Here is a 24,344-nt window from a genome sequence, read left to right as displayed (position 1 = left end):
GCATGAAGCTCAGAGCCGAAAATATTGTCAAGAAATACAAGAGCAGAACTGTTGTAAAGGGCGTTTCTGTTGAGGTAAATCAAGGTGAAATTGTGGGTTTACTGGGTCCTAACGGAGCAGGTAAAACAACTTCATTCTACATGATAGTGGGACTTATAAAACCCAATGAAGGAAACGTTTACCTCGATCAACAGGACATCACCAAATACCCGATGTACAAGAGATCAAAACTTGGAATTGGTTATTTACCCCAGGAAGCTTCGGTTTTTAGAAAGTTGAGTGTTGAAGACAATATCATGGCCGTACTGCAAATGACAGATCTCAACAAACGCGAACGGGAAGAAAAACTGGAGTCGTTGATCGATGAATTTAGTCTGAACCACGTGCGCACGAACCGCGGTGATTTATTATCAGGCGGTGAACGCAGGCGGACAGAAATTGCCAGAGCGCTTGCTGTCGATCCAAAATTCATCCTGTTAGATGAACCCTTTGCGGGTGTTGACCCTATTGCCGTTGAAGACATCCAAACCATCGTTTACCAGCTCAAATATCGCAACATCGGCATTCTCATCACCGACCATAATGTGCAGGAAACACTTTCCATTACCGAGCGCGCTTACCTCCTCTTTGAAGGCAACATCCTTAAAGCCGGAACAGCCGAGGAACTAGCCGAAGATGAACAGGTAAGAAAAGTTTACCTCGGTCAGAATTTTGAGTTGAAGAGAAAGAAGGCGCAGGGGTAGTTGATTAGCTTAATCCAGCTCACGGAACAATGAACTAACTGTTGTTTCTAATTTCTATATTTGAGTCAATTACAACTCTATGACTCAAATTATCAAGTACACTTTATCGTTTTTTCTTTTTGCTTCATTGCCTGTTTTCATCTTATCACAAAACACTGAATTCAGAATAGTGGAGGAAACACCCGATTCTGTATTTCTACCTCTTACTCAAGATTATGCGAAAAATAATTTCAAGTATTATGTATTTAAAAAAAGTTTAAATAAAGTATTTTATATAAGTGATTGGTACTTATCTGATGAAGAAAGGAATGATAATCCTATAAAAGTAAAGACTATCTGCCAATATTATAAAGGAATTAAACATGGTAAAATCGAGTATTTTATTTATGACACAATTAAAATTATGACAGGTTACTACTGTAGTGGAAAACCATGTGGTCAATTCATTGCGCATAAATATAAGATTGAAAAGAACATAACATTTAAAGCCTTACAATATTCAATAATGATATCTCCAAATACTAGCAAAGCTGAAGGAGTTTGCACATGGTACTACAGTAAAAAATACTACTTCAAAAATCAGTTCAGGGACTCAACTATTAACTGGCATAGAATATCTTTAGCTTCTTACGTATATAATTATAAAAACGGTAAAAAACATGGCCCTGCTTTTGAATATGGCCTGGACGGAAATAGTGAATTGGATAGAGTTTTAATATATAAAAATGGCAAAATAGTAGACGGGAAATACTTACACCGAAATGGAGTTAGCAAATACAAAAATGGAGAGCTTGTTAAAAATTGGGCTTATTCAAGCGACACTGGAAGATTGATTCGTAGTAAAGAGCGTTCATTTTTTGACCGTTTCTTCAATTTCAACAAACTCCTTTTTCCCGTAAAACGAGTTGTTACAGGCGAAATGGATTATGAGGAATACGTTAACAGAAAGTTGAAGTGAGGTTAGTTAGGTGCATTTGATACTATACAAGTGGTTGAATTGTGGGAAGAGGGATTCCAGAGATGTAGTACTAATTCTTATGCCTTGGACTAAATCACCAATATTAAGACCTAACCCGGCTAACTTGTAAAGATTATGAATAAATACCTTAAAGTTATTTTAATCATATCCATCTCTATAATTATTATAAGTTTTGGAGTAGGTGTATATCAGATGGAAGGCATCAATCAATATTACATTGAAGAAGATAATAATTTCAATAAAAACAAGTTAAAAACTGCTTACCCTCTATTTTCTGACTCTTTATTTAATGAATTAATCTTAGTTAACTCTTACAAAAACAAAATTTCTGAAATACATATTTTAGAAACCAAAAAGAAAAGTAACCTTTATTTCTTTTCCTTGGAAAACTACTCTCCGGTGAAAGTTTCAAACATTTCAGTCTATGACAACTACAATTATGATGATATTTTAATTAATCCTAACGTTACTTTATCCCTTGATAGTAATAATATCAATTTTATAATGAAGCCAGAAAAAGAAGATGTCATAATTGACAGCTTAATATTGTTCATGCCACCAGACAATGAATATAAATCACATAATAGAAGTAATGACTATCTAAATTTAAATTTTATTTCAGATGGCTTTGCTCTTTCCGATGATGAATATGATGTAAAACTTCTGATAAAAACTAGAAACAAGAAAGATTTTAATGTCACATTCTTTAACAAGAAAGGGAAGCTATTAATGGTTATTATTCTCGCTAACAACAAAGAAAACCTCTCACCTCTAAATACATTTAAATTAAAATAAAGCTATTGTCTTGATTGATGCACTCCACTACAACCGGGCGGGTAACAGACGAAGATGAACAGGTGAGAAAAGTTTACCTCGGTCAGAATTTTGAGTTGAAGAGGAAGAAAGCGCAGGGGTAGAAGAAAGATTAAAGATAAAAAAATCATCTTTTATATCTCTTTTGCGGATCTAAAGATGTGTGAAATACAGCAATGATGAGGATTTCATCTTCAGTAACTGTAAAATGAACACCGTAAGGGAATTTTTTCAAAAAACAAATCCTTACATCATCATACCTTACCTGATACTTTAAAGGGTTTATTCTAACACTTTTAACAGCTTTAAAAATGTAATCTTGAAATAAATCTCCTAATTCGTTTTTTTGATCTTCATACCAAAGAAAAGCTTCTCTAATATCGGCTTCAGCTTCCTCTGCAATAGCAACATGATAACCCATTCCTACTTGAAAATATCGTTTTCAGCCTCTTCCCAGGGACGAGTTTTCATCACATCTTTTTTGATGAGTTTTTTTCGATTGCTAACTTCATCTTTCTGCCAATCAGGGATTTCCTGTTGCTCAGTTATTGTAACATAATCCAACGTCTCCAAAAGAGACAGAAACTTTTTGTACTTACTTTCCTCAATACTCAACACAACCTGTTTTTTCATCACATCCATTATTTTCAGTCTAATAACTACTTATGGAACGATACACTGATAACCAAAGGTACACAAATTGAATATTTATCAATATGCCTCAATCAACCCTCCAACTAAAACTATCGAGCCCAAATCATTACTTTTGAGATAAATGAGATTACAATCGCAAGATTCGCAATGGGATAACATGTGATTGAGAATTAATAGCCTAAAATTTGTAGTTTTAGCTTAACAGTAAAAAAAAGCTTAAAACAACTTCGCGATGGAGTTGCGAGGGAGCTGGGGGCAATAGCTATGGAAAAAAAGCTTGGAAAAATGGAAATGAAAACAGAGAAAATATTAAAGCTCCTTATAACCGTTAGTTATTTGAGCTTTTCTCCATTGTTATTTTCTCAAAGTATTAAACACTGCGACACTATAGAAAATTATTTTTATAGAAATATTAAAACCTACCTGGCAAGTGATGAATGCTTTGAAATAATTTATTTTTCTGATTCAGACTCTTATTCAGTCGAATTCAATGATACAGTTAGTATAAATGAACTCCACCAGAGAACGATAGATTCTGCCTGTTGGATTTCGAACATACCTAAAAAAGGCCCAACTTCAAATGATAATGATTCAATTCCAGCTTCAATAACACGCTTTCAAAATATCATTCTAATTGAAATGTCAAATGCTGGTTCGAGACTACAGGTAACGGATAAAATACATTGTCTATCAAATTTAGAGGAGTTACGTCTTGAAGCTGACTTTAAACAAGGTGATCTACCTAATGAAATAGGAAAACTAAGCAACTTAAAATTGATCTATTTAGGCTCAAATGAACTGTGGCTAACAGATGAAATGTTTAGTGAACTAAACAAAATTGAATTCATTGAATTTGATGCTCAAAAAATCCCATATTTACCTAAATCTCTACTTGAGTTGCCTAACCTCCGTAAGGTGAAAATTACTGTTTCAAAAGACATTGAAGACAAAGCTATTTTGGAAAAACTTGAAAATAAAGTACCATGCTTTATTTACAAAATAAGGAAATAAACGAAGACATAACCCTTTTGGTCATGTTTCAATTTGCGCTTTTAGGTTTTTTTCAACTATAAAAAACTGATAGACAGAAGCGAAAAGAGCAAGGCTTTATAATATTTCAAGCTCACTCAATACACCAGGATTCGCAATAGCATAACATGTGACTGAGACTAATAGCCTAAAATTTGTAGTTTTAGCTTGACAGTAGAAAAAAGCTTGAAACAACCACGCGATGGAGTTGCGCGGGAGCTGGGTATAATGTTTTTAAAACAAAATCACTTGATCAGAAATAAAAACTAACTATGCTGTGGCTAGGACATGAAATAACTCTTTTATTTAGTTGGATCGGTTTAGAACTTAGAATAATTGTCAGTAAACTACTATTTCGTGACTCTAGTAGTTCCAAACAAGAAAAATTAATAAAGAAATACAGAAGTCAATCATTATTAAATTTTTTAATTGGGTTTTCCCTCATAATGTGTATTGCTTATGTAATATATAAGCTCAATTAGTAACAATGGTCATGTTTCAATTTGCACTTTTAAGTTCTTTCCACTTTAAAAACTGATGGACAGAAGCGAAAAAAAGCAAGGCTTATTAAAATAGTTTAATTACCCCCTATACCGCAGGATTCGCTAAGCTATAACGTGTGATAGAGAATTAATAGCCTAAAATTTGTAGTTTTAGCTTGTAAGCGTATAGACACAACCACGCAATCAATTCCCGTGGGAGCAGTGAACACTACACTCTCTCTTCATTCAAAAATGACTACTAAAATGAAAAAAATTATTTTTTTACTTCTTTTAACAGTTGCATTCAGCTCCATTAAAGCTCAAATAAGACTTGTTAAAGATATTAAAAACGAAAATGTTATTGACATGCAGTTTGACCCTATACTTGACAGCGTGTTATTAGAATACTGTAATAATCTTGAAAATTTGGATAACAAGTATCTCGATCTAATGAGAAAAACAACTGAAGACAGTGAGTTTTACTATATTATTTTATCTGAATTTTCAACAAGCCAAAAGGTATTTGATGAAAGTGGAAGTATAAATAATTATAGTAGATACCTTGCAAATAACACTAATAGATTCATAAATGTTGGTAATAAGTATTATTATCCAATTATCATGGAAGAGGACCACCGATATTGTGTCTTCGGACATTACTCAAGTGATTATGCTTATTTTAATGTAACGGGAGCAAACCATGGAGATAGTTTTGTCTTCGATATAAAAAAGAGAAGAACAATCGGCTTTACTAGTGGGTATTCTGATGATATTATTCCGATATCAGAACTAGGGATTGTAGGAAATGATTAACAATCGAATTAAAAATTATCATTTACTAATAAACGTAGTTCATGTTTCAATTTGCACTTTCAGGATTAACAACCACATACTCTCCCAACTCGGGAAACAGGCAGGATGATACGTACAACTATGTACCTTACAGACTATATCTGTAAACCAACACTTTTCAGTACTTTAGCTGTTCCTGTAAATTATTTTTTGTGGTAATACTCAACACTATCATATACTGGTTTAGCCTTTTCGTGAAAAAGCTACACAAGAAAAAATCGTTGGATTATCAAGAAACATCATTTACACATCTTCTTGTACTATTAGCGATATACATTTTCTTCATGGTATTAAATCCAGTCTTTTTCCTTTTAATACCTGATGATATCTACTGGGGATTAGACAGTAAATACTGGATGGCCATTCCGTTTGTACCACTTGTCATTATCCTTATGTGGTATTCATTTAGAAATAAAAGATGGATGAAGATTCACGAAGAATTCTCAAGCTATCCAAAAAATCAAAGACTGAAATATAACCTTACTACTATTTTAGTTATTTTGATTGTTACTACGCTATCTTGCATACTCCAATGGACTATTTTTCCTTTTGGTAGGTGGGAATAAAAGATCAGTTACTAACAAGTATAAAATATGAAACGCCATGTCAATAATACATGGAGACCTCTTGCTGTATTGATTGCATTAGTATTAGTATTGAGCAATTGCAAACACAAACCTGAGAAGCAAGTCAGTATTGAACCAAAAATCAAAAAGCACATAACTCTAAGTGAAATAGCTGACAGCATAAAATATGACTCGGCCAAAAATATTCCAGAGTTGGTGTTTTACCTACCCTACGATTTCTATAATAGGAACTGGTCTAATAGTGTACTTGAAGTTACTTCATTTGAACTTGATAAAAATAGTATAACAAGAAAACTAGTTAACACTAATAATGAGTACAAATTAAAACTTCTTCTTAATAGAAAGGAAGAAAATGAAATATCTGTAACTATTCAAAAAAAAGAGGGCTTTAGTGACATACCTGAATCATTTATATTATATCCAGATATAGTAAGAATAATCATAAAAGATATAACACCTTTAGAGTATTATGCGCATGAGGTCTTATTGGAAAGGCTATATAAAAGTAATCAAACAGAATTATTTAATACAAATTTTTACACCATCTCTCTAAATATTTCAACAAAAGACTACTTGACTTATGAAGAAGCTCTTGTATTAGATAGTCTTATAAACAGAGCAAAAGGAATAGAAAAAGCAGATGCTGAATCTCTTAAAAAGATTAAGGCTTTATTTGATTTACCTCCCAATGAAATACGTTTTGTGGAAGACGACTCTGTATCAAACTAGAAACACCATTCATCCTTCTCACAATTAGATCAACATCACTCAAACAAAGCTTTTATTTCAGTTGCAGCATCAGGTTTTATTTTTCCAGCAAGTAGTAAGGCAAGTTGTTTGCGCTTGAGTGCATCGTCAAATCGGCTTTTCTCTTCCTCTGTTTCGGGTTTGAGCTGTGGAACATCAATTGTATTTCCGTACTGGTCAACTGCAACGAACGTATAAATCGCTTCCTGGCATTTTTTGCGATCGTTGGTTTTGTGGTCATCTACCATTACATCGATGTATATTTCCATCGATGACGTAAACGCCCTGGCAACTTTTGCTTCAAGAGTAACAAAATCACCAACTTTAATGGCGTGGTTAAATGCCACATGATTCACTGAAGCTGTCACAACAACACGCTCAGCATGGCGGTGAGCACAAACAGCTGCAGCGGCATCCATCCAGTGGAGTAGCTTTCCTCCCATTAAATTACCAAGTGTATTCGTGTCGTTAGGTAAAACGATATGAGTTGAAACCGTTTTAGAATCTGAAGGTGTTTTTTTCTTTTTCATAAATATGTAAAAATCTGCGAGCGAAATTACAATTATGAATTTTAAGATTGGGCTTTGGATTGTTAGCTGTAACAAACCTCTACCGTCAAAATCAATAACAACTCACTATTACAACAAACCAAAATCATCATTGGAAGGCTCTCGACCTTGACCTCAACCTCCTAACTCCCTAATACCTAGACTCCGCATTTCGGCTCCGCTCAATGCCCCGCTCGGCATCTCTTAGAAGAACTTACCACTTGACGCAAGTCAATGGTTTGTAATTCTTATATCCACGCACTTGCTGCGGGACGGGTATCCGGGTTAAATCAACCCTTAATGCCCCTTAACTTCTTCATGGTTAAAAAAAGGGAGCGCCAGCGAACCCGCTGCGAACGCTGCGTTACCACCCCTTAAACACTAACCTCACCCAATTCATCACTCATCATTCATAACCACCCAACTTCCAAACCTCCAAACTACCAAACCCACAAATCTTTAACACCTCAAGCATCAAACTAACCAAAACTACCATCAGAACTTCTCTTGACCTCAACCTTGACCTTGACTCTCCTATCTCGTTTTGAGCCTCGCGAAAAACATATCTCACTATTTCGTTCTTGAGCAAAGCGAGAGAACTTATCTCCTCAGCCTCGACCTCAACCTTGCCTTAAAACTCAATTCAAAATAAATAAACCCAATCTCCAAACACACATCGAGACTTTCGCTAATTTTGCTCCTCATTATGCTCTACATCAAAGCACTTCATATCATTTTTGTGGTTACCTGGTTTTCAGGGTTATTCTACATCGTAAGGTTATTCATCTATCACACTGAAGCTGAACAACGGTCAGAGCCGGAGAAATCAATCCTCCAGTCACAATTTCAGCTAATGGAAAAAAGGCTTTGGTACGGAATAACCTGGCCGAGCGCGGTTCTGACCATGATTTTTGGGATTTGGCTCATCACCAAAATGGGCCTGTGGAGCGCTCCTTACATGCACCTCAAACTCACCTTTGTCTTTTTCCTGTACCTCTACCACTTCAGTTGCCAGCACATTTATAACAAATTGAAACAAAACAACGTAAAGTACTCACCTACGCAATTGCGTATTTGGAACGAGGTAGCCACACTTTTTTTGGTAGCTATTGTGTTCATCATAGTCGTGAAGTCGATGAACTGGATTTACGGGTTAATCGGCCTGGTACTTTTTGCGGTTATGTTGATGCTGACCATTAGAATTTACAAGCGCCTGCGAACAAAAAACAAAGATTAAAGTTTAGTAGACAGTCAAATGAAATCTATGTCAATCACCCCAATTTTAATCCTCTTAGCCGTACTCTTCATCTTTGACCTGTACACGTATCGCAGCATTAAAATAATTGGATCTGACCTGCCGGGAGCTTACACAAAACGTATTTTATCAATTGTACACTGGGCAATTTTTGCCGGTGTAGCCATTTGGTACCTTTTCATGTATTTCAATATGCCGTTCATGGGCAGTTATAAATACTACAAGTTCTACTACTTCCTTTTTGGCATCACGCTGCTCTTCTACTTACCTAAACTAGTCCTCAGCTTTTTCCAAATAATTGATGACGGCTGGATGCTGACGCAATGGATAGCCAAAAAATTCTCGTCAGAACCGAGTGAATCCGCAGGCGGAATGTCACGCGCCCGTTTTCTCTACCATACCGGAATTGTGGTGGCTTCCATCCCGTTCATTGGAGCAGCGTACGGAATGATAAAAGGCAGGTGGGATTTCAGAATTGTACGTAAAACCATGAAGTTTGATAATCTCCCGGCATCATTTGACGGGTATAAAATTGTTCAAATATCAGATGCTCACGTTGGTTCATTTTTCAGCAATTACAAACCCGTAGAAAAAGCGCTCGAACTCATCAATAACCTGAATGCTGATCTCGTTCTCTTTACCGGAGATCTGGTAAACAATTTCGCAAAAGAAGCTGAAGAATGGATTCCTTATTTCAAAGAGATTAAGGCGAAAGACGGAAAGTTTTCAATCTTAGGAAACCACGATTATGGAGATTACAGCAGTTGGCCCAGTGAAGAAGCAAAACAGGAAAACTTTAACAGACTTACAGAAATCCACGGAGAAATGGGATTCGACCTGTTGCGAAACGAAAACCGAACTGTGAAACGGAGCGGAGAAGAGATTGCTGTTTTAGGAGTTGAAAACTGGGGGGTTAAACCATTTCCCCAATTAGGTGATATCTCAAAGGCTAAAAATGGTGTTGAGAATACTCCTTTCAAAGTCTTGATGTCTCACGATCCTTCTCATTGGGATTACGAAACCATCAAAAATCATAAGGATGTAGATCTCACACTATCAGGTCATACACACGGTGCTCAATTTGGTGTAGAATTAGGCAATATCAAATGGAGCCCGGTAAAGTACAAATATCCGAGATGGGCCGGTGAATATTCTGTAGGAAAACAAAAACTCTACGTCAACCGCGGAATCGGATATATCGGGTTTCCCGGCAGAGTTGGTATGCCTCCAGAAATTACTGTTATTGAATTGAAGAGAGCGTAGAATTTTCATTTCGTAGAGCATTAATGTTCATCTTGAATGCTGAGTGTAACCCTTCAAAGAGCACAATTGGAACTCTCTAGGCCTCATCCTCGACCTCCTAATTCCCTTCTACTTCGACTCCGCCAAGTCTCCGCTCAGCATCCGGGTTTAACGCTTAGAAGCAAAACTCACCCCCTTAAACACTAAACCTAATTAAACCTTAAACGCTACAACCTCACACATAAGCAATTTCAAAATCCTCATAATTCTGAAAATTCCCCTTTCGGATTTTAATTTCAGTTACCTCAGCATTTTTAGGCCCTTTCTTGCACCACTCTATAAATTCATCAATCCTCTCTTTTTCGCCTTCGGCCTCTATGTAAACTGAACCGTCACGTTCGTTTTGTACATAGCCTGAAATTTGAAGTTCGTAAGCCTTTTCCTGTGTAGACTTCCTAAAAAAAACACCCTGTACTTTCCCTTTAACTGTAATATTTACGTGTTCCATCGTTATCAAGTAAATGATTTTCAATAACCCAAACTCAGGTTTATAATATTTTGTTTATTTGTTATCTTCAATGAAGTATTTTGTACCTACAAACAAAATAAACTTGCTGAACGGTTATGTTAAATTACACAAATGAGTTATGAAATTAGAGGATGAAATTAAACAGAAAAAGTTTAAAACGGAATACGAAAAACTTTTAGTTAACATACTCTTTACTTCCAGCTGGCTCAACGGGGCTCATTTGAAGTTTTTAAAACCAAGAGGTCTTTCACAACAACAATACAACGTATTGAGAATTTTGCGCGGCCAACATCCTGATCCGGCAAGTATTGGCTTGATCAGCGAAAGAATGCTCGACAAAAACTCAAATGCCTCAAGATTAGTAGACAAACTGCTAGACAAAGAACTAATCGTTAGAACCACAAGCAAGTACGACAGACGCCAAAAAGAAATCGCTATTACCGAAAAAGGACTCGACCTTTTGGAAGTGTTAGATGAAGAATTTCGAAAATTTCAACAACAATTTCACACACTCTCCGTAAATGAAGCAGAAAATCTTAATAACCTACTGGATAAATTGCGAGGATAATATTTTTCTGGACCAGTATTAAATTATTAAGTAGTTTTGCCGCCTCGTTTTAACGAGGAGCTTTTTTCAACAAAAACTTGTTGAAGAACAAAATTTTATTGTATTTTCAAAGATTCTAAAACGATAAAAGGTCATACATGCGTCAGTTAAAAATTACGAAACAGTTAACCAATCGGGATAGCAAATCAATCGACAAATATTTAAGTGATGTATCAAAAGAGGAAATGGTTACTCCTGAAGAGGAGGTTTCCTTAGCGGTACGCATTAAACAAGGCGATGAAATTGCACTCAACCGTTTGGTCAATGCGAACTTGAGGTTCGTAATTTCAGTAGCAAAACAGTATCAGGGTCACGGTTTAACACTTGAAGATCTTATCGCTGAAGGTAATATCGGACTTATTACTGCTGCTAAAAGGTTTGATGAAACCAAAGGATTTAAGTTTATCTCTTACGCAGTTTGGTGGATTCGTCAAAGCATTATGCAGGCTATCGCTGAAAACTCACGCGTTGTACGCCTCCCACTCAACAAAGTAAGTGCAATTCAAAAAATTGCCAACGCTTACTCTAAACTCGAGCAAACTCACGAAAGGCCCCCGTCAAATGAAGAAATTGCCGATCTGCTCGAAAGCAACTCTGATAACGTTGCCGATCTATTTACTTACAGTCAAAAACAAGTTTCTGTTGACGCTCCACTTATCGAAGGTGAAGAAAACAGTCTTTTGAATGTTTTGACTAACGAAAATTCTTCTCACCCCTCAGACACATTGATGCGTGAATCACTTTGCAAAGATATTGAGCGCGTACTTGTATCGCTCAAGCAACGCGAAGCTGATGTTGTGAGATTATCTTTCGGATTAAATGGTGAAACACCCATGACGCTTGAAGAAATCGCTAATAGTTTAGGTTTAACTCGTGAGCGAATTCGTCAAATAAGAGAAAAAGCATTGAGAAGTTTGAGAAAGAAAGCAAACTCGAATTTACTCAAGCACTACTTGTAAAAAGTGCTATACAACATTACAAGCCGATCTCAGGATCGGCTTTTTTTATGTTCAAAAATCACTTTGTAAGTAACCAGGCGCCAGACTGAACTTCGGTTTTCACCTTTGATAAAGACTGTTCAGCAGCCGATCTGCTCGATACGTTTTCAGCACTTACCCTCAACAACCCGTTCTTAACATCAACGATGTACGGATCATACCCCAGGTTTGTCAGCTTGTTCATGTAGCGCTCAGCATTTTGCTTCTCGCTGAAACACCCCACAATGAGGTGATAATTTCCGCGTTGAGATTTTGTTGCTGTTTTTCGGTCAGAGCCTGAACCAGCAGGCTTCTCGTCTACTACCGGAATAGAGCGACCGCCCTCAACAAGTGTGAGACTTTTGAGATTCTTTTGAGATCTAATCTCTTCAAAACTCAAATCAAAACTCCCCGATCTGGGATGATAAACTTCACAAATCTTATCAGTGAAAGGATTGAGATCACTTGTATGAAACCTGTAATTCGGCTTGAGGACATCAGTAGCAGTGAAGAACCACGCACCGTATCCCAATATCGGCAACAAAACTGCTGCGGCTGCAACGCGCTTCCAGGATGTGGAACGTGAGGTATCGGTTTCCGGCTCTGACCGTGACTCAACTGAAGAAGTTGCTCTTTCAGCAGAAACAGGTCGAGCTATCACAGACTCCAATCCAAACGCATCGCGGTCAAAATTCACCGTTTTATCAGCCTCAAACTGCAGGCTGCCCTCGCTATTGAAATGCACTGTGCCCAATCCGTTTAAGGCAAACCCTTCACGTTTGCGAATAGCAGTTTCCAACGGCCGGGCAAAGTCTCTTACGACTTCTTTTGCCTTATCGTAATCGATGTTCTCAAAAGACGAAATTGAATTGATCAGCAATCCGTCATTGTGGCGTAAATCCTTGTTGAATGCCACGAATTTCCCGGGAGGGTCAATCTTGTGATTGCCTGCTTTTAGCTTAGCTGACGACTGAACAGTGTAAAAACCGCCAACATTGGGCAGCACCACGCAATCGTGATCAAAAAGCAATTTGTAGATATGTTCCTCAACGGGTCGCATATTGCGAAAATAGGTTAATAATTGATAAAAATTAAACGCTGTGGTCAACCAATTTTAATGCGATCTTACAAGGTATTAACTTCCAGTGACAAATTCTGGAAAAGAAAAACAAAATCCTTACTTTTAACCGTAAATCTTTTTTCATGCCACTCACAGAAGAAACACTCTACCAAATTGCGCTCGCCAAAACTGTTCACATAGGCCCTTCAATTGGTCGTACGCTCCTCGATGAATACGGATCAGCAAGGGAAGTTTTCAAAGCTCCCAAGAAAGAACTGGTGAAAATCAGTAAGATTACCGAAAGAATCGTCAACAATCTGGCCGATAATGTCGCCCTGAAAAGAGCTGAACAGGAACTGAAATTTATCGAGAAACACGATATTCAGGTTCATTTCATCTCTGACCGTGAATACCCGCGCAGGTTGAAGTTTTGTAAAGATGCTCCGCTTTGCATTTTCACAAAAGGATTGATGGATTTGAACGCTGAAAAAATGGTTGCTGTTGTAGGAACGCGAAAAGCAACTCCTTACGGAAAGGAACAAACAGAAAAGATCGTGTCAGAACTCGCTCAGCACAATGTCACCATCATAAGCGGACTGGCTTTTGGGATTGACATTACAGCTCACAGAACAGCGCAGGAAAACAACCTGCAAACTGCAGCAGTTTTAGCTCATGGTCTCGACAGAATTTACCCGAGAGAGCACACTCAAACAGCTAAGCGAATGCTCGAAAATGGTGGTTTAATCACTGACTACTGGAGCGGCACAAACCCTGACATGGGCAACTTTCCCGAGCGCAACAGAATAATTGCCGGTCTGTGCGATGCTACACTCGTTATGGAATCCAGACTCCAGGGCGGTTCACTCATCACGGGCAAACTCGCATTCAAATACAACAGGGACGTATTTGCTTTTCCCGGAAAATCCACTGACAACAACTCTCGCGGTTGCAACTTTCTCATAAAATCTCATCAGGCTGCGTTGATTGAAGACGTAAAAGATATTGAGTATCAAATGGGATGGGAAAAATCAAAAAAGAAAAAGAAAGTTCAGAAAAAGCTTTTTGTAGAGTTGAGTGAAGAAGAGCAGTCAATTTTAGATTTACTGAAGGATAAAAAGCTAGCTGTGGATGAAATAGGGCTCGAGTTGAACAAAAGTTCCAGCCAAATAAGCACACATTTATTCAACCTTGAAATGAATGGGTTGATAAAATCTTTACCGGGCAAAATGTACCAACTCAACTGATTTAACAAATTGCTAAAGCTTTTGTCGGCTATGGGCTATATGGCGTTCTAAAAATGACAAAAAAAAGCATAGATTTGCCCATAAAATTAAAAGCATTTAAGTATGTCATCAGCAAAACATGAAGCCCTCGTTGACGAGTTTATGGTAAAAGTAAAAACCAAAAACTCACACGAACCAGAATTTATGCAAGCGGTTCGAGAGGTTGTTGAAACCATTATTCCTTTCATTGAGGATAACCCTGAGTACAAGGAAGCAAACATCCTTGAACGAATGATTGAGCCGGAGCGCATCATTACATTCCGCGTTCCATGGGTTGATGATAATGGAAATATCCAGGTTAATCGCGGTTACCGTGTTGAGTTCAACTCGGCAATTGGACCATATAAAGGTGGACTACGTTTTCATCCTTCAGTGAATCAGTCAATTTTGAAATTTCTCGGTTTTGAGCAGATTTTCAAAAATGCACTTACTACGCTCCCAATGGGCGGTGGTAAAGGTGGTGCCGACTTCGATCCTAAAGGGAAAACTGATGGCGAAGTAATGCGTTTTTGCCAGTCGTTCATGACTGAGCTTTCTCGTCACATTGGTCCTGATACTGATATCCCTGCCGGAGATATTGGTGTTGGTGGTCGTGAGATCGGTTACATGTTTGGCCAGTACAAGAGATTGAGAAATGAGTTTACTGGCGTTCTTACCGGTAAAGGAAGAAACTGGGGCGGTTCTTTGATCAGACCCGAGGCTACCGGTTACGGTGTGGTTTACTTCACTGAAGAAATGCTCAACCACCACGATGACAGCATCAAAGGAAAGCAAGTAGCTGTATCGGGATCTGGAAATGTAGCTCAGTACGCTATCGAAAAAGTGAATCAGCTCGGTGGTAAAGTTGTAACTGCTTCTGACTCTTCAGGAACAATCCTCGATCACGATGGGATTCACGCTGAAAAGCTCGAGTTCCTGATGGATCTGAAAAACAACAAACGCGGCAGAATCAAAGAATATGCTGAAAAATTTGATGTTGAGTACTTTGAGGGAGCTCGTCCATGGGATGTTGTAGATTCAATCGATGTAGCACTTCCATGTGCCACGCAAAACGAACTGGACGAAAGCAATGCTGAAAGTCTTGTAAAGGCTGGTGTTAAAGCTGTTGTTGAAGGGGCTAACATGCCAACAACCCCAGAAGCGGTTGAATATTTTGAAAACAATGGTGTTATGTTTGTTCCGGGTAAAGCATCAAATGCCGGTGGTGTTGCAACTTCTGGTCTTGAGATGACACAAAACTCAATGCGTTTGAGCTGGACTGCTGAAGAGGTAGATGAAAAGCTACACAAAATTATGCGCGATATTCACGCTGCAACAGCTCATTACGGAAAAACAGAAAAAGGAAATATCGACTACATCAAAGGTGCAAACATTGCAGGCTTTGTGAAAGTTGCTGATTCTATGATGGATCAGGGAGTTATATAATCCTTTTTAAAATAGATGTAATATAAAGGCTCCCAATCGGGGGCCTTTATTTTGCTTTATTACCTTTGACCAAAATCTGAAAATTGCTCTCGAAAAAGGCTAAATACGCAATCAACGCTCTCGTTCATCTCGCAAAACAATACGAGAAAGGACCTATTTTGATCAGCGATATTTCTGAACAGGAAAACATCCCACAAAAGTTTTTGGAGTCCATATTGCTGGATCTGAAAAATGCCGGAATACTGAGTAGCAAAAAAGGGCGTGGTGGCGGATACTATCTCATTAAGGCACCAGAGGAAGTCAACCTCGCTGATGTGATGCGATTATTTGACGGGCCAATCGCCTTTCTCCCCTGTGTTACATACAAGTACTACGAACGCTGCGAGGAATGTATTGATGAAGCAACTTGCGGTATCAGGCAGGTTTTTTATGAAGTCCGCAACGAAACTGTAGAGATTTTAAAACGCAGTAGTTTGGCCGCAATCATCAAGAAAGAGCAATTGCTGAGTGATCAGTAAATATTACGAGGCTATGGTAGAAAACACATCTCCTTTCAGCTTACATAAATCATGTACAAGAGTTTACTCTGTAAGCATAGTCTCCCCATTAAACTTAAAAGTGTTCTTGAGTTTTAATAAGAATGATATTGCAGAGCTGGTAAATTAGTAAGTCAAATAGCCTACGCTGAAACGACCGTACTCTTTTCTAAATAAGTGCACCTTATTTGAAGACTGATAAAATCTCAACGGAATAAATTCATTGTTTCCATCATCGCTTAACTGCCGCTTAATAGTTTTTTTCTCTTTTGGATTAATAACACATTGATACATATACAAATCATCCTTTTGGCTGTAATAATCACCTGACCTATCATATTCTGCTCCTCCTGAATTGAAAAACACATACAACTTACTATTTATCACAAACGCGCTATATCCGCCTATAAAATCTTTTTTGTTTGCTGTATTTAGCTTTGGATCTAAAGAATACTCAATCCTCTCAGGTTTTTTAGTTATTTTTCTATAAGTGTGATTATACCTTTTATTGATTTTGGTTGAGTATACTTCATTCAAGTTACTATCTAAAACGACAACTAATAAATCAGTATACTTTGTTTTAAAAGTATAAGAAGTACTTTTATGATGTATGCTTGAAGATGCTGCAGGGGTGACTAAATTTTTTTTATTGTAGTCTAATCTAAAACCTTCAAAAACTATACAAGGCTTATTATCAATATACTTCACCTCATCTGGATAATAACTAATTTTGTCATCCTCAACATCAATGTCTAGGTTAAGTTGAGCTTTTTTATAATTAAACTCACTTTTCTCCGTATCAAATTCATGTATCGATATCCATGCTTTATCCTCAATGTTTGAAATACCATAAAGAAGCAAACCATTTCCACTTTCATTCAATGAAATGTAATAATCATTAACCCCTAAGTCGTTTTCATTTCTTCTAATCTTGAATGATTTTGATTCACCATTTGGATAAATTACTTTCAAGTAATTACGTAGCCCCTGCCTCAGTCCATTGCCATTATACCTCTTTAAAGTGTAGCGACCCAATGGATTTGAATAGAGTCTTCCCAGCCCACTTCTCTCTCTGTATTGAGGATTATAATCATTCAATGAACTTGAAGTAAAAGTCAAATGGGACGGGACATAATCTGAATAATAAATAAACTTAACTCCATTATTATTCACAGCATAGTCAACCGCCTGAAGATCAAATTCATCTTTTTCTTTTAATTGCGTATCAACCTCTTTTAATTCTAAATCTGATTGAAAAACTTCAACAGCTTTATTAGCGATATAATCAGATCTTGCTTTTTTCTTTGATGAAAATGAAATTACAGCGCCTTTTTTATTAGGCGTATAATGAATACTAGACAAAATATACTTGTAGTGCCTTGAACCGTCTACATCTAAAGATATTTGTGAAATTGGATCTCTTCCTATTTTATATTTCCCTTTATCGAATGGAAATAAATAAACATTTAGCTTATTCCCAAATGAGGTTACAGAAGTAAAAATAAAATATGGGGTTCCTTCAAAATTAATCATCTTCTTAAAGTCTAATTTTTTCATCCCCTTTGATGCTCTTATTCTTTTTTTCTTTTCTTTTTCTCCATTTGAATTTATATATGCATAGTAATACTTTTCTTTTCTCTGCTTACCCAGCACAATCAATTTTGAACCATCATTCAACTCAATTCCATCATAAACAGTGGCTCCACTTTTTCTAAAAGTCGTTTGCCAGTTCACTGATACAGGTTGACAAAAGGATAGGTTTATAAATGTTACGGTAAGGATTATTAATGAGAGGGTTCTCCGGATCATAGTATATAATTTTACCACAACAATAACTGTTTTAATTTCAAAATAAAAATACTGTTAAGCCTAAATAAAAAGTCATTCTACTCCCAACTTTCCATTCCTTATATTTGTTCCTGCACAAAATAGAATGTTTATGTACGGAAAACTCAAAGAACACTTACAGTCAGAACTCAAACAAATAAAAGCTGACGGACTCTATAAAAACGAACGCATCATCACCTCAGAGCAGGGTGCTGAGATTACGGTCTCAACAGGTGAAAAAGTACTCAACTTTTGCTCAAATAACTACCTGGGTTTAAGCTCGCACCCAAAAGTGATTGAGGCAGCGCACAAAACGCTCGACACGCACGGGTTCGGAATGTCATCAGTTAGATTCATTTGCGGAACACAGGACATCCACAAAACGCTAGAATCTAAAATTGCAGACTTCCTGGGAACCGAGGATACAATCCTTTACGCTGCGGCATTTGATGCAAATGGTGGAATTTTTGAACCGCTTCTCACTAAAGAAGATGCTATCATTTCAGATTCACTCAATCACGCATCTATCATTGATGGTGTGCGCCTTTCTAAAGCTCAGCGTTACCGCTACGAGAATAACAATATGGAAGATCTCGAAAAGCAACTTCAGGATGCTGAAGGAGCTCGTTTCAAGATCATTGTGACTGATGGTGTTTTCTCGATGGACGGCTACGTAGCACAACTCGATAAAATCTGTGATTTAGCAGAAAAATACGATGCCCTCGTAATGGTTGATGAATGTCATGCAACCGGCTTTATTGGTAAAACAGGTCGCGGGACACACGAACTCAAAAATGTAATGGGCCGTGTCGATATCATCACCGGAACGCTTGGTAAAGCACTTGGTGGCGCGATGGGCGGCTTCACAACCGGCCGTAAAGAAATCATTGATTTGCTTCGTCAACGCTCTCGCCCTTACCTTTTCTCTAACTCATTGGCTCCATCTATCGTGGGAGCATCTATTGCTGTTTTTGATCTGCTCAGTGACAGCACAGATCTGAGAGATAAACTTGAAGACAACATAAATTACTTCAAAGAAAACATCAAAAGTGCCGGCTTCGACATCAAAGACGGGGACTCAGCAATTGTTCCCATAATGGTTTACGATGCTGCGCTATCCCAAAAATTCGCTGACGGACTCCTGAAAGAAGGAATTTACGTAATCGGGTTCTTCTATCCCGTGGTTCCGAAAGGACAAGCCAGAATCCGCGTTCAGCTTTCAGCAGCCCACGAACGTGAACACCTCGATAAAGCAATTGAAGCTTTTAAAAAGGTTGGAAAAGATCTTGGAGTAATTGATTAAAAAAGCAAGGAAGCCCCATCTGAACAAGATGGGGCTTTTCTTTTCGATCAGAACCGAAATTACTTTTTCCTGTTAACCGTGTATTCGACTAATTGCTCGAGAGAATTGCGCGCATCATTCTCGGGAAAAGTGTGAAGGATTTTCAGTGCTTTATCAACGTATTCCATCATCGTTTTGCGGGCATATTCAATTCCGCCACTCTCCTTTACATAATCGATGACTTCCCTTACTTTCTTGTCGTTGTTATTCTGATTTTTGATTTTGTAAATCAGCCCTCTACGCGTTGAATTATCAGCATTATTGAGTGCGTAAATCAATGGAAGCGTTGTCTTTTTCTCTTTGATATCAATTCCGGTGGGCTTGCCAATTTTAGACCCGTCACCGTAATCGAAGAGATCGTCCTTGATTTGAAATGCTATTCCCACAGCTTCACCAAAATCTTTAGCTCGCTGAATTGTTTCTTCATCTTTTTTGTTGGAAGCTACCCCTGTTGCACAGCAAGCTGCAATTAAAGTTGCTGTTTTTTGGCGGATGATATCAAAATAGATTTTTTCATCAATATTGAGTTTGCGCGTCTTCTCCATTTGAAGAAGTTCGCCTTCACTCATTTCTCTTACAGCATTACTCACCAACCTCAACAAGTCGAACTCACCTTTGTCAACACTCAACAACAAACCTCTCGACAGTAAGTAGTCACCAACGAGAACAGCTATTTTATTTTTCCAAAGAGCATTGATCGAGAAAAAACTCCTGCGTTCATAAGCATCATCAACAACATCGTCATGAACCAGAGTTGCTGTGTGTAACAACTCAATGAGCGAAGCAGCATTGTACGTTGAATCATTGACGTCTCCCACGAGCTTTGCCGAGAGAAAAACGAACATAGGACGCATTTGCTTCCCTTTTCGCTTGATGATGTAATGCGTGATTTTGTCCAATAAAGGCACCGAACTTTTCATGGAATGTCTGAACTTCTTTTCAAACGTCTCCATTTCAGATTTTATAGGCGCTTTTATTTCTTCGAGTAATGCCATGCTTCTGTGTGCCAACAAATATAAACGCTAAAAAACAGGCTGAAACATTTTCGGTAGCCTTTTTACGGTTTTTTTACTGCATCGTTTTTATTGGCGAGCTGTCCGCAAGCCGCATCGATATCTTTTCCCCTACTTCGCCTAATTGTAACCCGTACATCATTCGCTTCTAAAAAGGCTGCAAAAGCATCCACTTTTTGAATTGAAGGCCTTTCAAAGTCTGCGTGATCAACAGGGTTGTATTCGATAATGTTCACCTTGGCGGGTACTTTTTTGCAAAAACTAACGAGGTTTTTAGCATCTTCAATAGAATCGTTGAAGTCTTTGAACGCTATGTACTCGTAAGTAAGATTCGCCCTGGTTTTGCTGCGGTAATACGAAAGTGCTTCAGCTAATGAATCGAGAGAATTTGACTGGTTAATGGGCATGATCTTATCGCGCTTCTCTTCACTGGCTGCGTGAAGGGAAAGAGCTAAATTCACTTTTGGACATTCGTCAGCCATTCGTTTAATCATGCGTGCAATTCCGGCAGTTGAAACTGTAATTCGTTTTGCAGACATCCCCAAACCTTTCTCTGATGTCAAATACTCGATACTCTCAATCATTCCTTTGAAATTCATCAAAGGCTCTCCCATTCCCATAAAAACAATGTTCGTGAGCGGATGATCGTAGTATTTTTCTGCCTGCCTGGCAATATTCACAACCTGATCGTAAATTTCATATCCGCTCAGGTTTTTCATTCTTTTCATGGTTCCGGTAGCACAAAACGCACACGATAAACTGCAACCAACCTGAGAAGAGATACAAGCCGTCATTCGCCCTTCAGCCGGAATGAGCACACCTTCTACGATGTGGCCATCAGGAAGTCGAAAAGCACTTTTAATCGTTCCGTCTTCACTTTTTTGTTCTTCGGCAACCTCAACTCTTTTGATGTCATATTCAGATCCGAGCCAGGCACGAGTCGATTTAGACAAGTTGGTCATTTCATCGAACGAGCGGGCGTGCTTCTTCCAAAGCCACTCGCTTATCTGCTTGACGCGGAATGGTTTTTCACCGCGATCTGACAGTAATTTATCGAGTTTATCGAAACTTAAATCTCTAATATTTGGCTTAACCTGCTGATCCATAAAAACTAAAAAAGCTGTCCGCAAGATACGAACAGCTTATGCAACTAGTTACTAATGCTATTTAAATAATGAGCATCGCATCGCCATAAGCGTAAAAACGATACTTTTCTTTTATTGCAGTTTCGTAAGCTTCCATGATCAAATCATACCCTCCAAAAGCTGCCACCATCATGAGGAGCGTACTTTCAGAGTTGTGGAAATTGGTGATCATCGAATCTGGAATACTGAATTCGTAAGGAGGGAAAATAAATTTATTCGTCCATCCTTCAAACGGCTTCAGGTAGTCGTCAGTTGAGACTGATGACTCAAGAGCCCGCATAACCGTGGTTCCGACCGCGCAAACACGTTTTTTCTCGCGCTTTGCTTTGTTGACTTTAGAAACACAATCTTCATTGATAAATGCTTCTTCAGAGTCCATTTTATGTTTGGTCAGATCCTCAACCTCAACCGGGCGGAAGGTTCCCAGTCCCGTGTGGAGAGTTAGATTAGCGAACTCAACTCCGTGGAGCTCGAGACGCTTCATCAGGTTCCGACTAAAATGCAAACCGGCAGTTGGAGCCGCTACAGCGCCTTCTTTTTCTGCAAAAATCGTTTGAAAACGCTCTTCATCTTCAGGCTCAACAGGGCGAGTTATATATTTTGGAAGTGGCGTTTCACCGAGCGTGTAAACCGTTTTCTTGAAGTCCTCGTAAGGTCCGTCAAAAAGGAAACGAAGCGTACGACCTCTCGAAGTGGTGTTGTCGATCACCTCGGCTACGAGGCTGTCGTCTTCTCCAAAATAGAGCTTATTTCCGATTCTGATTTTACGAGCAGGATCTACTAATACATCCCACAGGCGACTTTTCTTATTCAATTCACGCAGAAGGAAAACTTCAATGCGCGCACCTGTTTTTTCTTTGTTCCCGTAAAGACGAGCCGGAAACACCTTGGTGTCGTTCATGACCATTGCATCACCTTCACCGAAGTAATCCACAATGTCTTTGAACATTTTGTGTTCGATGGTGCCTTCCTTTCGGTTGACTACCATTAAACGCGATTCGTCTCTCTCTTGAGCAGGGTGTTGAGCTACAAGCTCATTGGGAACGTCAATCTTAAATTGCGATAATTTCATGAAGGCAACGTTTTTGAGGGCTGCAAAAATAGAAAAACTATTGAATTTGACGCGGTTAAATCAGAATAACCTAAAATTTTTATTTTCAATAAGTTGATATAGAATTATTTTACGATCAATTTAGTATGGTGGGTTTTGCTGTTTTGTAAAGTCTTTATAATGTAAGTTCCGGGAGTAAGATCAGAAACATCAACATTTGAGACTTCAGCATTGATTTCACCTTCTTTGACTACCATTCCGGTTATGTTGTAAAATTGGTACTTCCCGCTAGAAAGACCTTTTATAGTAATTCTATCATTAACCGGATTGGGATAAACATGAAAGTTATTGTCATGAACTTTTCTTTTGCTTGAGTTCACAACTGACGGATTGCCAATTCTCACAAATCTATTAGAGTTTGTGAAGCTATTGGAGTTCCCTATTTTGCTCTCTATATTCAAATATATGTTGGTATCTCCAGTTGCAGTAACATCAGATGTAATAGTCCCTGAAATTGTTTTACCATTTACATTACTGTTCCACAGCTCCTGAACTTCGTTGAAGTTATGATCGAGTTCAATGAGTCTCAGATTTGTATTGTAATAATATTCTGTACTGCCGGCAAATCCTGTTGCTGACTGACCGATAAACGCCAGGTAGCCATTTCCAAAAGGGATAATTTGGTAAGTGTGATTATTTCCGCTTTGGTTGTTCCCGTAATTGAGAATGGTATCGAGTTTTTCCCATTTTTGGCTACTTTGATTCTGATAGGTAACAAGAATGTTTTTTAACCTAATTACATCGTCATCATCAGCAACTGCTCCAAAAACATGTTCAGCGTCAATCGGTTTTAAATCTACTCCTTTTAGGTAGTTAAAACCATCAAAGTACCATTTTTCAACTTCAAATGTTGATTGAATAATTCCATTGTTATCAAATGCACTAAAGCCTTGCGGTTCATTTGGTTGATCGTGACACTGACATACCCCTTTTCGCTTAACGATCATATAACCACCTCTAAAACAAGGCTTATTGCCACCACAATAACTGAGATTTTTATAATGCAATTTATATGCATGTTCATTGAGAAATACAGAATAAACATCGCTATGGCAATCTCCCTCTTCGTTAGAGTTTCCATAAAGCATTACAGAATCATTTCTCCAATACGGGAGGTAAGATTCAATGAAGTGGCTCGTATTTGTTGGTGAAATATCTCTTTGAAAGATATAATTACCGTCATCATCGTGTTTATAAAGTCTTACATATTGATAGCTATACGTCATATCAGGAGATAAAGAATAGGTAGTTAAAACTCCTATTCCATCTTCATAATCATAACCTACAAAAACATTTCTTCCATGCAGGAGAGTATCTTGCCTTAGCGGGAATTGCTTCAGATTAATGATTTGTCCGTTTGGTGTAATTGAATCTATTCGAAGATCAGAACCGACCATCTTGCTAACATGGAGTGCCCCGTTATCAAATATTTTTTCGGTTTTGGCATTGGGATCCTGAATATTGTAGATCAAAGATTGTGTCGATGCTTTTATCGATAGTAGGCTCAAAATAAAAAGTACAACGTATTTCATTATAATGGTTTTTTGTAGTCGGTAAG

24 protein-coding genes are annotated in these 24,344 nt (G+C 38.0%); 14 read left to right on the top strand and 10 right to left on the bottom strand.

Annotated elements, in window-relative coordinates; translation table 11 throughout:
* Positions 1-2 precede the first annotated feature (2 nt).
* The 3 genes from lptB (at position 3) to F3059_RS10505 (ending at position 2,517) form a co-directional block, all read left to right on the top strand.
* Entirely contained in the window at positions 3-743 is a 741-nt protein-coding gene (gene lptB / locus F3059_RS10515) for an LPS export ABC transporter ATP-binding protein (protein ID WP_151168995.1), read from the top strand.
* 169 nt (positions 744-912) lie between these two features.
* The gene (locus F3059_RS10510) at positions 913-1,701 is read left to right on the top strand and encodes a hypothetical protein (RefSeq protein ID WP_151168993.1); all 789 of its coding nucleotides are present in this window, start codon (positions 913-915) and stop codon (positions 1,699-1,701) included.
* Positions 1,702-1,836: 135 nt separating this feature from the next.
* Positions 1,837-2,517, top strand: coding sequence for a hypothetical protein (locus tag F3059_RS10505; RefSeq protein ID WP_151168991.1), 681 nt, complete (start codon positions 1,837-1,839; stop codon positions 2,515-2,517).
* A gap of 145 nt (positions 2,518-2,662) precedes the next feature.
* Here F3059_RS10505 and F3059_RS10500 read toward each other — a convergent pair whose 3' ends face one another.
* Complete coding sequence (locus F3059_RS10500) at positions 2,663-2,956, bottom strand: type II toxin-antitoxin system RelE/ParE family toxin (RefSeq protein ID WP_151168989.1); 294 nt, start codon at positions 2,954-2,956, stop codon at positions 2,663-2,665.
* 2 nt (positions 2,957-2,958) lie between these two features.
* Complete coding sequence (locus tag F3059_RS10495; protein ID WP_170265153.1) at positions 2,959-3,168, bottom strand: addiction module protein; 210 nt, start codon at positions 3,166-3,168, stop codon at positions 2,959-2,961.
* 285 nt (positions 3,169-3,453) lie between these two features.
* Here F3059_RS10495 and F3059_RS10490 point away from each other — a divergent pair, with 285 nt between their 5' ends.
* The 3 genes from F3059_RS10490 to F3059_RS10480 all read left to right on the top strand — a co-directional run bounded on the left by F3059_RS10490 (position 3,454) and on the right by F3059_RS10480 (position 6,868).
* The gene (locus tag F3059_RS10490; protein ID WP_151168986.1) at positions 3,454-4,200 is read left to right on the top strand and encodes a leucine-rich repeat domain-containing protein; all 747 of its coding nucleotides are present in this window, start codon (positions 3,454-3,456) and stop codon (positions 4,198-4,200) included.
* Between the two features lie 764 nt (positions 4,201-4,964).
* The gene (locus tag F3059_RS10485) at positions 4,965-5,513 is read left to right on the top strand and encodes a hypothetical protein (RefSeq protein ID WP_151168984.1); all 549 of its coding nucleotides are present in this window, start codon (positions 4,965-4,967) and stop codon (positions 5,511-5,513) included.
* A 632-nt stretch (positions 5,514-6,145) separates the two neighbouring features.
* Complete coding sequence (locus F3059_RS10480; protein WP_151168982.1) at positions 6,146-6,868, top strand: hypothetical protein; 723 nt, start codon at positions 6,146-6,148, stop codon at positions 6,866-6,868.
* Between the two features lie 35 nt (positions 6,869-6,903).
* Here F3059_RS10480 and F3059_RS10475 read toward each other — a convergent pair whose 3' ends face one another.
* Complete coding sequence (locus tag F3059_RS10475) at positions 6,904-7,416, bottom strand: acyl-CoA thioesterase (protein WP_151168980.1); 513 nt, start codon at positions 7,414-7,416, stop codon at positions 6,904-6,906.
* A 724-nt stretch (positions 7,417-8,140) separates the two neighbouring features.
* On the opposite strand from F3059_RS10475, the gene F3059_RS10470 reads away from it, so the two are divergent.
* Together F3059_RS10470 and F3059_RS10465 are read left to right on the top strand one after the other, a co-directional pair.
* Positions 8,141-8,671: a CopD family protein gene (locus tag F3059_RS10470; RefSeq protein WP_151168978.1), complete on the top strand. Its 531-nt coding sequence runs from the start codon at positions 8,141-8,143 to the stop codon at positions 8,669-8,671.
* A 27-nt stretch (positions 8,672-8,698) separates the two neighbouring features.
* Entirely contained in the window at positions 8,699-9,952 is a 1,254-nt protein-coding gene (locus F3059_RS10465) for a metallophosphoesterase (protein ID WP_170265152.1), read from the top strand.
* Between the two features lie 214 nt (positions 9,953-10,166).
* Here F3059_RS10465 and F3059_RS10460 read toward each other — a convergent pair whose 3' ends face one another.
* Positions 10,167-10,439: an acylphosphatase gene (locus F3059_RS10460; protein ID WP_151169137.1), complete on the bottom strand. Its 273-nt coding sequence runs from the start codon at positions 10,437-10,439 to the stop codon at positions 10,167-10,169.
* A 139-nt stretch (positions 10,440-10,578) separates the two neighbouring features.
* Between F3059_RS10460 and F3059_RS10455 the strand changes: the two genes are divergently transcribed.
* Both F3059_RS10455 and F3059_RS10450 read left to right on the top strand, forming a co-directional pair.
* On the top strand, positions 10,579-11,028 hold the full coding sequence (locus F3059_RS10455; protein ID WP_151168974.1) for a MarR family winged helix-turn-helix transcriptional regulator: 450 nt from the start codon (positions 10,579-10,581) through the stop codon (positions 11,026-11,028).
* 137 nt (positions 11,029-11,165) lie between these two features.
* A complete protein-coding gene (locus tag F3059_RS10450; RefSeq protein WP_151168972.1) occupies positions 11,166-12,026 on the top strand; it encodes a sigma-70 family RNA polymerase sigma factor in 861 nt (286 codons plus the stop codon).
* A gap of 58 nt (positions 12,027-12,084) precedes the next feature.
* On the opposite strand, the gene F3059_RS10445 is transcribed toward F3059_RS10450, so the two are convergent.
* On the bottom strand, positions 12,085-13,104 hold the full coding sequence (locus F3059_RS10445; protein WP_151168970.1) for an HU domain-containing protein: 1,020 nt from the start codon (positions 13,102-13,104) through the stop codon (positions 12,085-12,087).
* A gap of 143 nt (positions 13,105-13,247) precedes the next feature.
* On the opposite strand from F3059_RS10445, the gene dprA reads away from it, so the two are divergent.
* From dprA to F3059_RS10430, 3 genes are all read left to right on the top strand, one after another.
* Entirely contained in the window at positions 13,248-14,348 is a 1,101-nt protein-coding gene (gene dprA / locus F3059_RS10440) for a DNA-processing protein DprA (protein WP_151168968.1), read from the top strand.
* Positions 14,349-14,450: 102 nt separating this feature from the next.
* Positions 14,451-15,812, top strand: a complete 1,362-nt coding sequence (gene gdhA, locus F3059_RS10435) for an NADP-specific glutamate dehydrogenase (RefSeq protein WP_151168966.1) — start codon at positions 14,451-14,453, stop codon at positions 15,810-15,812.
* 83 nt (positions 15,813-15,895) lie between these two features.
* On the top strand, positions 15,896-16,330 hold the full coding sequence (locus F3059_RS10430) for an RrF2 family transcriptional regulator (protein WP_151168964.1): 435 nt from the start codon (positions 15,896-15,898) through the stop codon (positions 16,328-16,330).
* 144 nt (positions 16,331-16,474) lie between these two features.
* Here the strand turns inward: F3059_RS10430 and F3059_RS10425 are convergent, their stop codons facing one another.
* Positions 16,475-18,082: a hypothetical protein gene (locus F3059_RS10425; protein WP_151168962.1), complete on the bottom strand. Its 1,608-nt coding sequence runs from the start codon at positions 18,080-18,082 to the stop codon at positions 16,475-16,477.
* Positions 18,083-18,287: 205 nt separating this feature from the next.
* Between F3059_RS10425 and kbl the strand changes: the two genes are divergently transcribed.
* Complete coding sequence (gene kbl, locus F3059_RS10420) at positions 18,288-19,478, top strand: glycine C-acetyltransferase (RefSeq protein ID WP_151168960.1); 1,191 nt, start codon at positions 18,288-18,290, stop codon at positions 19,476-19,478.
* Between the two features lie 59 nt (positions 19,479-19,537).
* On the opposite strand, the gene F3059_RS10415 is transcribed toward kbl, so the two are convergent.
* The 4 genes from F3059_RS10415 to F3059_RS10400 form a co-directional block, all read right to left on the bottom strand.
* Positions 19,538-20,512, bottom strand: a complete 975-nt coding sequence (locus F3059_RS10415) for a polyprenyl synthetase family protein (RefSeq protein WP_151168958.1) — start codon at positions 20,510-20,512, stop codon at positions 19,538-19,540.
* 62 nt (positions 20,513-20,574) lie between these two features.
* On the bottom strand, positions 20,575-21,636 hold the full coding sequence (rlmN, locus tag F3059_RS10410) for a 23S rRNA (adenine(2503)-C(2))-methyltransferase RlmN (protein WP_151168955.1): 1,062 nt from the start codon (positions 21,634-21,636) through the stop codon (positions 20,575-20,577).
* A gap of 61 nt (positions 21,637-21,697) precedes the next feature.
* On the bottom strand, positions 21,698-22,747 hold the full coding sequence (gene queA, locus F3059_RS10405) for a tRNA preQ1(34) S-adenosylmethionine ribosyltransferase-isomerase QueA (protein WP_151168953.1): 1,050 nt from the start codon (positions 22,745-22,747) through the stop codon (positions 21,698-21,700).
* A 104-nt stretch (positions 22,748-22,851) separates the two neighbouring features.
* The gene (locus F3059_RS10400; protein WP_151168951.1) at positions 22,852-24,318 is read right to left on the bottom strand and encodes a T9SS type A sorting domain-containing protein; all 1,467 of its coding nucleotides are present in this window, start codon (positions 24,316-24,318) and stop codon (positions 22,852-22,854) included.
* Positions 24,319-24,344 lie beyond the last annotated feature (26 nt).

It is taken from the genome of Salibacter halophilus (assembly GCF_008806325.1).
GTDB classification, from domain to species: domain Bacteria; phylum Bacteroidota; class Bacteroidia; order Flavobacteriales_G; family Salibacteraceae; genus Salibacter; species Salibacter halophilus.
Note: the sequence above shows the minus strand (reverse complement) of the source record. Positions and strands in the feature narration are given on the sequence as shown.